The sequence below is a fragment of the Pseudomonas sp. HP_01 genome, from assembly GCF_055284355.1.
The window spans coordinates 1-13259 of the sequence record NZ_JBTOPV010000008.1 but is presented as its reverse complement, the minus strand read 5'-3'; the positions used below and the strand labels follow the sequence as shown (position 1 = coordinate 13259).

The 13259-nt window shown below is 63.2% G+C and carries 12 protein-coding genes; 6 read left to right on the top strand and 6 right to left on the bottom strand.

Annotated features, from left to right (window positions below; all coding sequences use genetic code 11):
- From ACYAR8_RS06555 to ACYAR8_RS06535, 5 genes are all read right to left on the bottom strand, one after another.
- A complete protein-coding gene (locus tag ACYAR8_RS06555) occupies positions 1 to 876 on the bottom strand; it encodes an ABC transporter permease (protein WP_122624288.1) in 876 nt (291 codons plus the stop codon).
- On the bottom strand, positions 873 to 1829 hold the full coding sequence (locus ACYAR8_RS06550; RefSeq protein ID WP_463579421.1) for an ABC transporter permease: 957 nt from the start codon (positions 1827 to 1829) through the stop codon (positions 873 to 875). The genes ACYAR8_RS06555 and ACYAR8_RS06550 overlap by 4 nt, the downstream gene beginning before the upstream one ends.
- A 12-nt stretch (positions 1830 to 1841) precedes the next feature.
- Positions 1842 to 3479 (bottom strand): ABC transporter substrate-binding protein, encoded by a 1638-nt coding sequence (locus ACYAR8_RS06545; RefSeq protein ID WP_463579420.1) that lies wholly within the window; start codon positions 3477 to 3479, stop codon positions 1842 to 1844.
- Positions 3480 to 3582: 103 nt separating this feature from the next.
- A complete protein-coding gene (locus ACYAR8_RS06540; protein ID WP_074887986.1) occupies positions 3583 to 4857 on the bottom strand; it encodes an NAD(P)/FAD-dependent oxidoreductase in 1275 nt (424 codons plus the stop codon).
- Positions 4858 to 4915: 58 nt separating this feature from the next.
- Positions 4916 to 5584: a haloacid dehalogenase type II gene (locus ACYAR8_RS06535; protein ID WP_074887989.1), complete on the bottom strand. Its 669-nt coding sequence runs from the start codon at positions 5582 to 5584 to the stop codon at positions 4916 to 4918.
- Between the two features lie 507 nt (positions 5585 to 6091).
- Between ACYAR8_RS06535 and ACYAR8_RS06530 the strand changes: the two genes are divergently transcribed.
- Both ACYAR8_RS06530 and ACYAR8_RS06525 read left to right on the top strand, forming a co-directional pair.
- The gene (locus ACYAR8_RS06530; RefSeq protein WP_463579419.1) at positions 6092 to 6943 is read left to right on the top strand and encodes a GNAT family N-acetyltransferase; all 852 of its coding nucleotides are present in this window, start codon (positions 6092 to 6094) and stop codon (positions 6941 to 6943) included.
- A 22-nt stretch (positions 6944 to 6965) separates the two neighbouring features.
- A complete protein-coding gene (locus ACYAR8_RS06525) occupies positions 6966 to 7679 on the top strand; it encodes a cupin domain-containing protein (RefSeq protein WP_463579418.1) in 714 nt (237 codons plus the stop codon).
- A 550-nt stretch (positions 7680 to 8229) separates the two neighbouring features.
- Here the strand turns inward: ACYAR8_RS06525 and ACYAR8_RS06520 are convergent.
- Complete coding sequence (locus ACYAR8_RS06520) at positions 8230 to 9114, bottom strand: LysR family transcriptional regulator (RefSeq protein ID WP_463579417.1); 885 nt, start codon at positions 9112 to 9114, stop codon at positions 8230 to 8232.
- 95 nt (positions 9115 to 9209) lie between these two features.
- On the opposite strand from ACYAR8_RS06520, the gene ACYAR8_RS06515 reads away from it, so the two are divergent.
- From ACYAR8_RS06515 to ACYAR8_RS06500, 4 genes are read left to right on the top strand one after another with little or no spacing between them, the layout of a single operon-like run.
- Positions 9210 to 10346 carry a DSD1 family PLP-dependent enzyme gene (locus ACYAR8_RS06515; RefSeq protein ID WP_463579416.1) on the top strand — a complete coding sequence of 379 codons (1137 nt, stop codon included), beginning with the start codon at positions 9210 to 9212 and terminating at the stop codon, positions 10344 to 10346.
- Positions 10336 to 10770 (top strand): RidA family protein, encoded by a 435-nt coding sequence (locus ACYAR8_RS06510; RefSeq protein WP_463579415.1) that lies wholly within the window; start codon positions 10336 to 10338, stop codon positions 10768 to 10770. The genes ACYAR8_RS06515 and ACYAR8_RS06510 overlap by 11 nt, the downstream gene beginning before the upstream one ends.
- Complete coding sequence (locus ACYAR8_RS06505) at positions 10767 to 11948, top strand: NAD(P)/FAD-dependent oxidoreductase (RefSeq protein ID WP_074888006.1); 1182 nt, start codon at positions 10767 to 10769, stop codon at positions 11946 to 11948. Before ACYAR8_RS06510 ends, ACYAR8_RS06505 begins: the two co-directional genes overlap by 4 nt.
- The gene (locus tag ACYAR8_RS06500; RefSeq protein WP_108123023.1) at positions 11945 to 12790 is read left to right on the top strand and encodes a GNAT family N-acetyltransferase; all 846 of its coding nucleotides are present in this window, start codon (positions 11945 to 11947) and stop codon (positions 12788 to 12790) included. Before ACYAR8_RS06505 ends, ACYAR8_RS06500 begins: the two co-directional genes overlap by 4 nt.
- Positions 12791 to 13259 lie beyond the last annotated feature (469 nt).

The following is a 13259-nucleotide window of genomic DNA, read 5'->3' as shown; positions in this document are numbered from 1 at the left end:
TCAATGGCCTCCCGAGCGGCGACCGCGTCGCGATGACAGGTAGTCGATCAGCAGATTGACGCCGATGGTCAGCGTGCCGATGGCCAGCGCCGGAATGATGATCGCCATTGCGCCCTGATTGAGGCCGCCGATGTTTTCCCGCACCAGCGAACCAAGGTCTGCGTCGGGTGGTTGCACGCCAAGGCCGAGAAAACTCATGCCGCTGAGCAACAGTACGATGTAACCAAAACGTAGGCCGAGGTCGGTCAGCACCGGGTTGAGCATGTTCGGCAGGATTTCCCGGCACGCCACGTACAGTTTGCCTTCGCCCCGGGTGCGCGCCACTTGCACGTATTCCAGGGCTTCGATATTGACCGCCATGCTGCGGGCCACCCGGAACGAGCCGGGGATGTAACTGATGACCGCTGTGCAGATCAGCAGCGTGACCGACGAGCCAAAGGCCGAGACCATGATCAGCGCGAGCATTTTGCTGGGGATCGAAATGAACGCGTCCATGATCCGGCTGATGATTTCGTCCAGCCACTTGGGCGAGACCACCGACAGCAGCGCGCAGCCGGTGCCAAAGGTGCTGGCCAACAGCGCCGCCACCAGGGACAGGCCGACGGTGAAGCGCGCCCCCACCAGCACCCGGCTGAGCATGTCGCGGCCCAGGTAGTCGGTGCCGAACGGATGGGCCAGGCTGAAGCCTTCGAAGATGTTGTCGGAGATCACTTCGCCGACCGGGTGCGGCGCCAGCCACGGGCCGAACAGCGCCACCAGCAGCCAGATGACGCAGACGGCAGCGCCGACCAGTCCCAGCCAGGACGGGTTGCCGGAGACCTTGGCCAGTGCCAGGGCTGAAGACGCAGGCCTGGATTTCGCAATGAGCGGGTTCATTGGTTTCTCAGCCTCGGGTTGGAGAGGATGGCGCAGAGGTCGGCGAGCAACACCAACGCCAGATAGGCCGCGCAGAACAGCATGGTGCAGGCTTGCACCAGGGCCATGTCGCGGTTGGTCACGGCATCCACCATCAGGCTGGCAATGCCGGGGTAGTTGAAGATGGTTTCGACGATCACCACCCCGCCGAGCAGGTACGACAGGCTCAGGGCAATGGCGTTGGCAATCGTCCCGATCGCGTTGGGCAAGGCGTGACGCAACACGATGCGGGTCGGGCTGACACCTTTGAGGCGGGCCATTTCCACGTACGGGCTGTCGAGTTGGTCGATGACGGCGGCGCGGGTCATCCGCGCCATCTGCGCCACGATCACGCAGCACAGGGTCATCACCGGTAACGCGTAGGTGCGCAAAAACTGCAGCGGCGAGGTGATGTCGGTGGCATAGGACAGCGCCGACAGCCAACCGAGGTTGACCGCGAAAATCAGCACCGCCAGGGTCGCCACCAGAAACTCCGGCACCGCGACCATCGCCAGGGTGATGAAGCTCAGGCAACTGTCGATGCGCCCGCCCCGCCCCATCGCCGAACCGATGCCGAGGATCAGCGCCAGCGGCACCGACACCAGCGCCGTGGCGCCCGCCAGCATCAGCGTGTTCGGCACCCGGCCCGCCATCAATTCACCCACCGGCATGGCGTTGGACACCGACTGCCCCATGTCGCCGGTCAGCAAATTCATCAACCAGTGCAGATAGCGCAACACGCCGGGTTGATCCAGCCCCAGTTTCAGGCGCAGTGCCGCCACCTGTTCCGGGGTGGCGAACTGGCCAAGGGATTGCTGCGCCGCGTCGCCCGGCAGCACGGCCGTGATCGCAAACACGACCATGGACAAGATCAACAGGGTCACGACCCCGGCACCGAAGCGCCGGCAGATCAACCACAGCGTATGGCTATTCATTGCACTGCCTCCTCAAGCGTCCAGCCACACCTGCTCGGCGAACATGTAGCCCATGAAGCCGCCCAACGGGTTGGAGTCGTAGCCCTTGATGCGCTGGTCGACGCCGTCGATGTTGCTGATGAACACCGGCACGCCGATGCCGCAGTGATCGTGGACCAGGGTCTGCATGTCGCCGTACATCTTGGCGCGCTTGGCGTCGTCGGTTTCGCCCCGGGCCAGCATCAGCAACTGGTCGAACTGATCGTTCTGCCAGCCGGACTCGTTCCACGGCGCCTTGGACTGGAAGAACTGCGAGAACATCACGTCGGCGTTCGGTCGCGGGTTGATGTTGCCGAAGCTCAACGGGTGCTTCATCCAGTGGTTGGACCAGTAGCCGTCGCTCGGCAGGCGGTTAACGTCCAGCTTGAGCCCGGCCTGTTTCGCCGATTGCTGCAGCAGCACGGCGATGTCCACGGAACCGGTCGCGGCAGGCGACGCCATGACGGGCATGGTGATGCTTTCCATGCCGGCTTTCTTCAGCAGGAATTTGGCTTTTTCCGGGTCATAGACCGTCTGCGGCAGGTCGGTGTTGAAGTAGCGCGAACCCGGCGCAATCGGGTGATCGTTGCCGACCACGGCGAAGCCCCGGAACACGGCGGACTTGACCTGTTCGCGGTCCAGCAGCAGCTTCATGGCCTGGGTGAATTCCGGGCTTTTGCCGGGCAGCTGGTCCTGGCGAATGATCAAGTCGGTGTAGTTCCCCGAAGGTGCATCGACGACGCGGTGTTTCGGGCTGGCGGCGATGCGCGTGGTGGAGCGCGGGTTGACCTCGTTGATCATGTGCACGTCGCCGGACAGCAACGCGTTGACCCGCGATGGCTCGTCGGCGATGGCGATGAATTCGATCTCGTCGAGGTACGGCAGGCCCGGCTTCCAGTAGTTCTTGTTGCGCACCGCCACCGAACGCACACCCGGCTTGAACTCGCCGACGGTGAACGGCCCGGTGCCGATGCCTTTGTTGAAATCGGTGGTGCCCTCGGGAACGACCAGCAGATGCGACACGGCGAGAATCGACGGCAGTTCGGCGTTCGGCGCGCTGAGGCGAATCTGCACTTCATTCGGGCCGGTGGCCTTGATCTCGGCGAACTGCTCCATCAGCGGCATGACTTTGGAACCGGTGAGCGGGTCCTTGTGGCGGCTGAGGGAGAACACCACGTCGGCGGCGCTGAGGCCCTTGCCGTTATGGAAAGTCACGTCCTTGCGCAGGGTGATGGTCCACAGCGTGGCGTCAACGTTGTCGATGCGCTCGGCCAGTTCCAGCTGCGGTACCAGATGCTTATCGAAGCGGGTCAGGCCGTTGTAGAACATGTAGTGACGGGCGTAGTCGGTGGACAACGCGCCCTTGGCCGGATCAAGGGTGTCGGCGGTGGAACTCGACATGCCGGCCACACGAATCTTGCCGCCGGGCTTGCCCTTGCCGCCGGCGGTGGCTTCCTCGGCGAACAGCTTGCCGGCGCTGCCAAACAGGCTGCCCGCCCCCGCTGCGGCGACCCCGGCCAGGCCGAGCATCTGCAAGGCGTTGCGCCGCGACATGCCGCGATTGAGGCCTTCGAATACCCGCAGGCTGTCTGGGCCGGAGATAAGCTCGGGGGTGTCTTTGTGGTCAGTCATATCAAGGCTACCTGTCGATGATCGGAATATTCGAGTGCTCACGGATGTCCGGAGCGTCCTGGAAACGCAGACGACGGTGACGCTACAGCGGCGACTAATGAACTCAGTGCAAATAGTCCTGGAAGCGGTAATACGCGCCCACGAACGGCAGAAACCACGGCTTGCCGAAGTGACCGGGGATCGCCGGCCACTCCAGTTCACGCCAGGGGTTGGCCGCCGCGTTGCCGGCCATCACCTCGGCCATGACCTGGCCCATGTGCACAGACATCTGCACGCCATGGCCGCTGTAGCCCATGGAATGGAACACGCCGCCGTGCTGGCCGGCGCGGGGCAGACGGTCGGACGTCATGTCCACCAGGCCGCCCCAGCAGTAATCGATTTTCACGTTGGCCAACGCCGGGAACATGTTCAGCATCGCCGCCTGCAGCACCTTGCCGCTCTTGGCGTCGGACACGCCGTCGGACATGGCAAACCGCGCACGCCCGCCAAACAGCAGGCGGTTGTCCGGGGTCAGGCGAAAGTAGTTGCCGATCATGCGGCTTGTCACGTAGGCCCGGTGCTGCGGCAATAACTCGTCGATCAGCGCCTGGGGCAAGACTTCGGTGGCGATGACAAAACTGCCCACCGGCACGATCCGCCGGCGGTACCAGCCGAGGTCGCCGTGCTGGCACGCGCCGGTCGCCAGCAGCACTTGTCCGGCGTGCAGCGAACCCTTGGCGGTGTTGACCTGATAACCGCCAGCCTCGGGCTTCCAGTCCTTGACCGGGGTGTGTTCGTAAATCATTGCGCCGCGTCGGGCAGCCGCTTCCGCCAGACCGACACCGAAGCGGCCAACGTGCATCTGCACGCCGTTGCGCTGCAACAACGCACCATGGAATTGCGCCGAGTTGACTTCGGCTCGGGTCTGCTCGGCATTGAGCAGCTCGACGTCGGCGTCCACCTCTTGGCGGATCAGCTCGCAGGTGCGGGCCAGGCCCTCGTAATGCAAAGGTTTGGCGGCCAGTTTGAGCTTGCCGTTGCGCAGCAGATCGCAGGCGATCCTCTCCTGCTCGACCAACGAAACCACGGTCTGCACCGCGCTTTCATAGGCCTGGTAATAGGCACGCGCTTTTGCTGCACCGAGACTGGCATGCAGCCCGGCGTAATCCTGGGCCACGCCGGTGTTGCACTGGCCGCCGTTGCGACCGGAGGCTTCACCGATCACGCGACCGGCGTCCAGCACCACCACGCTGGCGCCCTTGAGCGCCAAGGCTCGCGCCGCCGACAGGCCGGTGAATCCACCGCCGATCACGGCCACGTCGACCTGCCCGGGCAAGCCGCCCAGTTGAGCACCGGTGAAGGCCGGTGAAGTGTCGAGCCAATAGGATTCACTGCCCATCTTTAACCCCTTATTGCTAAAACGGCGGCGCTGAAACGGCGTGGAGCCGGCGTTTGAGTTACAGGCCCACCAGCGCCGGCAACCCACCGATGTCGGTGATCTGCTGGTACTCGAAGTACGCATTCGCCGGCACTTCATGACCACGGGCCACGAAGGCCTTGTGCTTGATCTTCATGTCGTGGGCCGACATCAGGTCGTAACGGAAGCTCGAAGACACATGCAAGATGTCTTCCGGGCCGCAGCCGAGGTTGTCGAGCATGAACTCAAAAGCTGCCAGGCGTGGCTTATAAGCCTGGGCCTGTTCGGCGGTGAAGACCTTGTGAAACGGCGCGCCGAGCTTGTCGACGTTGGACATGATCTGGCTGTCGCTGGCGTTGGAGAAGATCACCAGGGGAATCTTGTCGGCGATCTTCGACAGACCCGCCGGCACGTCCGCATGGGGGCCCCAGGTCGGCACCGCGTCGTAATACAGCTGGCCTTCATCGCGGTACTCGACGCCCCAGCGTTTGCAGGTTCGGGCCAGGGCGGTCTTGAGTATGACGTCGTACGGCTGCCAGTCGCCCATGACCTGATCGAGACGGTAGGCCGAAAAGTCTTTGACGAACTGGTCCATCTGTTCAGGCTTGACGCGGTCGGCGAAGAGCTCGCGGGTCATGGTGCCCATATGGAAATTGGTGAGCGTGCCGTAGCAGTCGAACGTAATGAATTTGGGACGAAGAAAGCTCATTGAGTGCGGTCCTGAAGTCAGTTGAGTGTGGCAAGCGTTCGCTGCCCTGGCGGCGCGTCGGCCTCGTTGCAGCACAGGTTCATTACATCACTGTGAAATCAGCATATGCCGTCTAAAACGACCCGTGCTCAATACAAACCACCGTTTTGGTGGCTGGCCTCAGCAGAGTTTGCGGTGCGCGCCAGCCTTGGGCAGGGCCAGTGTTTGTGCGCTTTTAGGGGGCTTTTCCGGGGATTGCGGTGTGGAAGGGCTTAAGAATGGGGGTTGCGGCGGCAGATAATGTTGATCGTTCCCACGCAGAGCGCGGGGACGATCATCGGGCTGAAACGATAAAATAGGTCCCTGGCATTTGCTGCCGCCCTCACCCCGGATTTAAGTACGAAGTAGGGTCGCGTCCCCCGCCGTGCGACGAATCTGCCGAATATCCCGCGCCCTCTTGTCAGCCCTTTAATCAGGTGGGATACAGGGCGCCAGTGCTACTTGAATACTGCATAACGGAGCCTCGCCATGTCCGCCCTGCCGCACCCTTCTTATACCTACCGCCGAATGACCGTCGCCGACCTGACCGCCGCCCATGACCTGTCGGTGCAACTGAAATGGCCCCACCGCCTGGACGACTGGGCGATGTTGCATCGGGTCAGCGACGGCTTCGTGGTCATCGACGGCAGCCGCCTGATCGGTAGCGCGTTTGTCTGCCCTCAAGGTGATTTCGCGACCATCGGCCTGGTGATCGTCAGCAACGATTACCAGGGCCAGGGCATTGGCCGCCGCTTGATGGAGACGGCCCTCGCCGCCTGCGAGCCGCGCACGCCGGTTCTCAACGCCACCGTCGCGGGCAAGCCGTTGTATGCCAGCCAGGGTTTTGTTGAGTTTGGTCGGGTGCAGCAGCATCAGGGCCAGGCCATCGTGCCGGCGCTGGTGGCGTTGGCTGACGGCGAAACCTGCCGCGCGCTCACTGCCGACGACCACGCCGCCCTCCTTGCCCTCGCCAAAGCCGCGAGCGGCCTGGACCGTCGCGATGTGCTGCGCGACCTGCAAGTGGAGCACGCCGTGGGCATAGAGCGTGACGGTCAGCTGCGCGGTTTCGCCCTGCTGCGGCCGTTTGGCCGCGGGCGCTGCATCGGGCCGGTGGTGGCAGAAGACATCCATCAGGCTCAACACCTGATCGCCGTCTTGCTGGCGCAGGTGCCGGACACATTTGTGCGCATCGACATTCCTGTGACCTGCGGTCTGAGCGACTGGCTGGAAGCGGCGGGCCTGAAGAACGTCGACACCGTGGTGCAGATGGCGAGGGGCACTGCGCCCGAGGCCAGCCAGGGCGTGCACCCTTTTGCGCTGATCACCCAGGCGATCGGCTGACTTTTCTTACGGAGCATTCACCATGTCATCTCCCGGTATTTTGCTGTTGGCGCGCGCTGATGGCAGCGGCGTTTCTACGTCTTTCAGCTCTGCGCCTTTGAGCGCGCTCGATCCTTTTGCCGAGGCGCGACAGGTGGCGTGGCGCGGCGATGACGGGGTGTCGGCCGGACTGGTGCGGTTCACCGGCGACGTGTTGATTGAGGACTTCCCCTACAGCGAGACGCTGGTGGTGCATGCCGGCCATGTGGTGTTGAGCAGTGCGGAGCAGACGCTGGAGTTGGGCGTCGGCGGCAGTGCGGTGATTGGCCGTGGCAGTCGGGTGGCGGTGCATGCCAGCAGTGGCAGTGAATGGGCGTTTTGTGCGGTGGATGTGGAGAACGCGCCTGCGCGTCCCGGGTTGACGCTGTTGCCGGCGAATCTTTGGCTCAATCCGTCGGCGACGCTGGAGCCGCCGATTTTGATCGGGCCTGCGCCGCAATGCCGGGCGTTGAGTCTGTTCGAGGATGAGCTGACGGAGCTGAAGGTGGGGATTTGGGATTCGACGCCTTATCAGCGCCATGGTCGTGCGCATCGGTTGCATGAGTTGATGCATCTGTTGGAGGGGAGCGTGACGCTGGCCGATGATGAGGGCGGTGAGGTGACGGTTAATCCGGGGGATACGGTGTTTGTGGTGAAGGGGGCGTTTTGTGCGTGGACGAGTACGGTTTACGTCCGCAAGGTTTACGCGGTGAAGTGAGTTCGGCGTTCTCAACGCGTCAGCTGCAAGATCAAAAGCGTCTGCCTAAGGGCAGACTGTTTCGCCTTCGGCGAGTTACTTGGAAAAGCACCCCAAGTAACCAAGGGTGCTTGCTCCTGGTTGGGTTCCTCCTTCGTCGGAATTCCCTCACTCCGACGACGCTCCGTGGGCCCGCGCCGAACGGACATCCATGTCCTGACGGCGCTCTCGCCGCATCCATGCGGCTCGGCCCACTGCGCGTCGTCTGCGTTCGGCCTGCACCCAAGTCGCGATTGGCGGTGTCTGGGCTTTTTGCGTATGAAGATCAAAAGCGCGCTTACGCTTAGTGGGACCGGCTTTAGCCGGGAAGCCTTTGATCTTGATCGTTCCCACGCTCTGCGTGGGAATGCATCCCATGACGCTCCGCGTCACCGGTCTCACTGGCTCCACGCGGTGCTTTTTTGTGGGACCGGCTTCAGCCGGGAAGAGCAGTCAAGGACGCGGAGCGTCCCAAGCTGCATCACCACGCGGAGCGTGGGAACGATCATCGGCGTGATGCCGGTGCAACTATTCACACCTTCAGCGCATCTTCCAGAAACGCCACCAGCGCCTGCACCCTCGGACTCCGTAGTTTGCGGGAGGGCACGAGGAGGTTGACGGGGGCGCTGTCGAAGTTCCAGTCGGCGAGGACGCGCACGAGGTTGCCGCTGGCGATGGCGTCGCTGACGTCCCATTGCGAGCGCAGGACCAGGCCCAGCCCTTGTTCGGCCCAGCGGCGGGCGACGCTGCCGTCGTTGGTGAGCAGGGCCGGTTCGACGCGCAGGGTTTTTCGGGCGGGGCCTTTGCGCAGGTGCCAAAGAGTGACGTCTTCGTCGTTCTCGCGGATGCAGATGCAGCGGTGGGCGCTGAGTTGGTCTGGCGACGTCGGCTCGCCGTGTTCCTGCAGATAGGCCGGGCTTGCGCAGAGCCAGCGTTCGTTGGGCGAGAGCTGCCGCGCGGTCCACAGGCTGTCGTTGAGGTGGCCGATGTGGATCACCGCATCGCTGTCGTGCCGATCCGGCCAGGGGGTTTCGCGCAGGTCCAGGTGCAGGCACAGCTGAGGATGCAACCGGATGAAACGCGCCAGCAGCGGCGCCAGTCGCTGTCGTCCGAAACCGAACGGCGCCGCCAGCCGCAAGGTGCCCACCAGCCTTTCGTCCTTCTGCCGGAAGGATTCCGGTAGCGCTTCGAGCTGTTCCAGCAACAGCGCGCTTTCCCGGGAGAAGCGTTCGCCATCGGCGGTCAGGCTCAGGCGGCGCGCGTCGCGGTTGGCCAGGGTCAGGCCCAGCAGCGTCTCCAGTTTTCGCAGGCGCATGGACAGCGCTGGCGGCGAGACATTGAGCGCTCTGGCCGCCGCACTCAGGGACTCGGCACGGCTCAGGGCGACCGCCAGGCGCAGGTCTTCGATGGAAATCATTCAATTTTACTTAATGATTGATGAGGCTGGATTGAACCACACCTTAACGACAGCTGAGTAGAGTGCAGCCTGTCCCTCGCCACCCGAGTTCCATCATGTCTATGCCGATTGCCTCTCTCGACACGCCCGCCGCGCTGGTGGACGTCCCGCGCATGCAGCGCAATATCCAGCGCATGCAGCAACGCATGGACAGCCTCGGCGTGCGTTTGCGTCCCCACGTCAAGACCAGCAAATGCCTGCCGGTGATTCAGGCGCAGATCGCGGCCGGTGCGAGGGGCGTGACGGTGTCCACGCTGAAAGAAGCCGAACACTGTTTTAACCAGGGCATCAACGACGTGTTGTATGGGGTCGCCATCGCCCCCGGCAAATTGGTTCAGGCACTAGCGTTGCGGCGCGCTGGCTGCAACCTGAGCGTGCTGACCGACAGCGTTCAGGGCGCCTATGCCATCGTCGCCTTCGCGAAGGAGCACGATGAACGACTCCCCGTCTGGATTGAGGTTGACTGCGACGGCCATCGCTCGGGCCTCGCCGCTGAGGACCCGGCGCTGATCGACGTCGCGCGCATACTGAGCGAAGGCGGCGTGCAACTGTGCGGCGTGATGACCCACGCCGGTTCCAGCTACGAACTCGACAACCCCGAAGCCCTGCAAGCCCTCGCTGAACAGGAGCGCGCCCTCTGCGTTCAGGCCGCTCAACGCATCCGCGACGCCGGGATGGACTGCCCGGAGGTCAGCATCGGTTCCACGCCCACCGCCCTCTCAGCCCTGAATCTGGACGGCGTGACCGAAGTGCGCGCCGGCGTTTATGTGTTCTTCGATCTGGTCATGCACAACATCGGCGTCTGCCAGGCCGACGAGTTGGCGCTGAGCGTGCTGACCACGGTGATCGGCCATCAGCAGGACAAAGGCTGGATCATCACCGACGCCGGCTGGATGGCCATGAGTCGTGATCGCGGCACCCAGCGTCAGCGCCACGATTTCGGTTACGGCCAGGTGTGCACTGAAACGGGCGAGTGGATCGAAGGGGCGTTGGTCACCGGCGCCAATCAGGAGCACGGGATTATCACGTTGGGCAACACCGACAGCACCGACCTATCCGCGCGCTTCCCCATCGGCCGCCGCCTGCGCATTCTGCCCAACCACGCCTGCGCCACCGGCGCGCAGTTTCCGGACTATCAGGCCCTCGACGCCGATGGCGCCGTGCACACCTGGAGTCGTCTGCATGGCTGGTGATCTCGACATCATTCACACGGCCGACGCGGCTGCGCCGGGCGGGCACTATTCCCAGGCAGTGGCCTACGGCGGCGTGGTCTACGTGTCCGGCCAATTGCCGGTGCGGGCCAATGGCGAGCACAGCGCAGATCAACCGTTCGAAGTGCAGGCCTCGATTGCCCTCGACAACCTCATGGCGATCCTCCGGCAAGCGGGTTTAAGCCCAACCGACTTGCTGAAAGTAACGGTCTATGTGGTCGGCATTGAACACTGGCCGGCGTTTGATCGACTCTATGCGCGGTACTTGGGCGAGCATCGGCCCGCGCGCGCCGTGGTGCCGGTCCCGGTTTTGCATCACGGTTACCTGATCGAAATAGAAGCAATCGCGCGGGATCTGCAGCCCCGTGGCCTGCAACCCCGTCACCTGCAAGAGGAACCTTCATGAACCCGCAAAAAAGCGATGTGCTGGTGATCGGCGGCGGCGTCATGGGCGCCTCATCGACGTTTTTTCTGCAACGGCGCGGCCGCTCGGTGACCCTGCTGGAACGCGACCAGATCGGTCAGTACGCCAGCGGCGTGAACTTCGGCAACGTCCGTCGCCAAGGGCGCTATCTGGGTCAGCTCGAACTGGCGAACCGCTCGTGGGGTTTGTGGAAACGCCTGCCGGAGTTGATCGACGATGACCTGGAATTCATCCCCAGCGGGCACATGCGCGTGTGTTATCGCGAGGATGAAATCGCCGAGCTGGAGGCCTACGCCGCTGCGCCAGAGGCCGAGCAACTGGACCTGAAAATCTATCGCGGCGCCGAGTTGCACGAGCGGTTTCCCTTCCTCGGCGCAGAGGTCAAGGGCGGCTCTTACGCGCCTCACGACGGTCACGCCAACCCGCGTTTGGCGGCCCCGGCCTTTGCCCGCGCGGCCCGGCGACTGGGCGCACGCATCGAAGAGCGCACCGAAGTCGCCGACGTGCAAAAGGTCGGCGGCGTGTTCCATGTCACCACCACCGACGGGCAATTGTTCGTCGCCGAGCAGCTGTTGATCACTGCCGGCGCGTGGGCGACCAGGCTGTCTCAACAGTTCGATGAACCCGTGCCCCTGGAGCCCAATGGCCCGCAGATGTCGGTCACCGAGCCCGTGCCTTACGCCTTGCCGACGGTGATCGGCGTGTTCACCAAGATCAAAGAAGAGGTGATCTACTTTCGGCAGATTCCCCGCGGCAACATCATCATCGGTGGCGGCGCTCGCTGCGCGCCGGACATGGTCAACCGTCGGGCGTTTTTCAAGCCTGAAAGCCTGATCAATCAGATGCGCCAGATGAAGCGGCTGGTCCCCGGTGCCGAAAAACTCAACATCATCCGCACCTGGAGCGGCATCGAAAGTTACACGCCGGACTCGCTGCCGGTGATGGGCCCCAGCGGCATGGTCGATGGGCTATTTTACGCTTTCGGCTTCTGCGGCCATGGCTTTCAGCTCGGCCCTGGCGTCGGCGACGTGATGGCCGAACTGATCAGCACCGGCAGCACCAGCACGTCTATCAGTCCCTTCGACATCCGCCGGTTTACTCAGCCATCACTCGTACCGCAATTGGCGACCAGCCTTCTCAGCACAGGAAAACTCATATGAGCGACGCCTACGTTTACCGCACGGCCAAAGCGGAGGATATGCCCGCCGCCCACGCCCTCTCCGTGCAGTTGAAGTGGCCCCATCGCGAGGAAGACTGGGCGATGGTGCAGCGCACGTCCGAGGGCTTTGTTGCTGAACATGAAGGGCAATTGGTGGGCGTGGCGTTTGCCTGCCATCAGGGGGCTTATTCCTCCATCGGACTGGTGATCGTGAGTGATCAGCACCAGAGCAAAGGCATTGGCCGTCAGTTAATGAACCTGTGCCTGGATGCCGCCGCGCCGCGCACGCCGATCCTCAACGCCACTGAATCGGGGGCGCCGCTGTATGTGAGCATGGGTTTTGTCGAGTACGCGCGGATTCAGCAACATCAGGGCGTGCCTCACATGCCGCCGGTTCTGGCTGCAACGAGAGACGCGCTGTGTCGTGAAGTGACCGAGGCCGAGTACCCGCAGGTGATCGAACTGGCCAATGCCGGCAGCGGGCTGGACCGCACGGCGGTGCTCAACGATCTGCTGCCGATGGCGGAGTGTGTGGTGGGCGTCGAGGTGCAAGGGCAACTGAAGGGGTGCGCCCTGCTCCGTCGTTTTGGTCGCGGGCATCTTATCGGGCCAGTAGTTGCGCAGGATCTGGCGCAGGCAAAACAGATGATCACGCACCTGCTGGGCCTGATCCCCGGCGCGTTTGTCCGTTTCGACATTCTGGCTGATTGCGGGCTGGTGGACTGGCTGGAGGGGATGGGGTTGCCCTGCGTTGATCGCGCGCCCCGCATGGTGCTGGGTGAGCCACCGCACTCACTGGATGGCATTGTCCAATTCACAATGGTGACACAGGCGATTGGCTAAACGTTGCCAGGCCCGCAGCCATTTGTAGGACCGGCTTCAGCAGGGAAAGCGCCAGGCGCCACGCCGCGAAATCGATGGTGCTCACACTGGCCTCTTCCCGGCTAAAGCCAGTCCTACAAAAACAGACCGCGTGCATCCCGCCAATCAGGCAGCGTACGCAATCCCTTGTAGGACCGGCTTTAGCCGGGAAGACGTCAGGCGCCACACCGCAAATTGATGGCGCTCACACTGGCCTCTTCCCGGCTAAAGCCAGTCCTACAAAAACAGACCGCGTGCATCCCGCCAATCAGGCAGCGTACGCAATCCCTTGTAGGACCGGCTTCAGCCGGGAAAGCGTCACGCGTCACACCGCGAAATTGATGGTGCTCACACTGGCCTCTTCCCGGCTAAAGCCAGTCCTACAAAAACAGACCGCGTGCATCCCGCCAATCAGGCAGCGTACGCAATCCCTTGTAGGACCGGCTTTAGC

Bases quoted from the DNA above. Each gene is read 5' to 3' on its own strand.
- ACYAR8_RS06555 (WP_122624288.1), bottom strand. From the start codon at position 876: ATGAACCCGCTCATTGCGAAATCCAGGCCTGCGTCTTCAGCCCTGGCA.
- ACYAR8_RS06550 (WP_463579421.1), bottom strand. From the start codon at position 1,829: ATGAATAGCCATACGCTGTGGTTGATCTGCCGGCGCTTCGGTGCCGGG.
- ACYAR8_RS06545 (WP_463579420.1), bottom strand. From the start codon at position 3,479: ATGACTGACCACAAAGACACCCCCGAGCTTATCTCCGGCCCAGACAGC.
- ACYAR8_RS06540 (WP_074887986.1), bottom strand. From the start codon at position 4,857: ATGGGCAGTGAATCCTATTGGCTCGACACTTCACCGGCCTTCACCGGT.
- ACYAR8_RS06535 (WP_074887989.1), bottom strand. From the start codon at position 5,584: ATGAGCTTTCTTCGTCCCAAATTCATTACGTTCGACTGCTACGGCACG.
- ACYAR8_RS06530 (WP_463579419.1), top strand. From the start codon at position 6,092: ATGTCCGCCCTGCCGCACCCTTCTTATACCTACCGCCGAATGACCGTC.
- ACYAR8_RS06525 (WP_463579418.1), top strand. From the start codon at position 6,966: ATGTCATCTCCCGGTATTTTGCTGTTGGCGCGCGCTGATGGCAGCGGC.
- ACYAR8_RS06520 (WP_463579417.1), bottom strand. From the start codon at position 9,114: ATGATTTCCATCGAAGACCTGCGCCTGGCGGTCGCCCTGAGCCGTGCC.
- ACYAR8_RS06515 (WP_463579416.1), top strand. From the start codon at position 9,210: ATGTCTATGCCGATTGCCTCTCTCGACACGCCCGCCGCGCTGGTGGAC.
- ACYAR8_RS06510 (WP_463579415.1), top strand. From the start codon at position 10,336: ATGGCTGGTGATCTCGACATCATTCACACGGCCGACGCGGCTGCGCCG.
- ACYAR8_RS06505 (WP_074888006.1), top strand. From the start codon at position 10,767: ATGAACCCGCAAAAAAGCGATGTGCTGGTGATCGGCGGCGGCGTCATG.
- ACYAR8_RS06500 (WP_108123023.1), top strand. From the start codon at position 11,945: ATGAGCGACGCCTACGTTTACCGCACGGCCAAAGCGGAGGATATGCCC.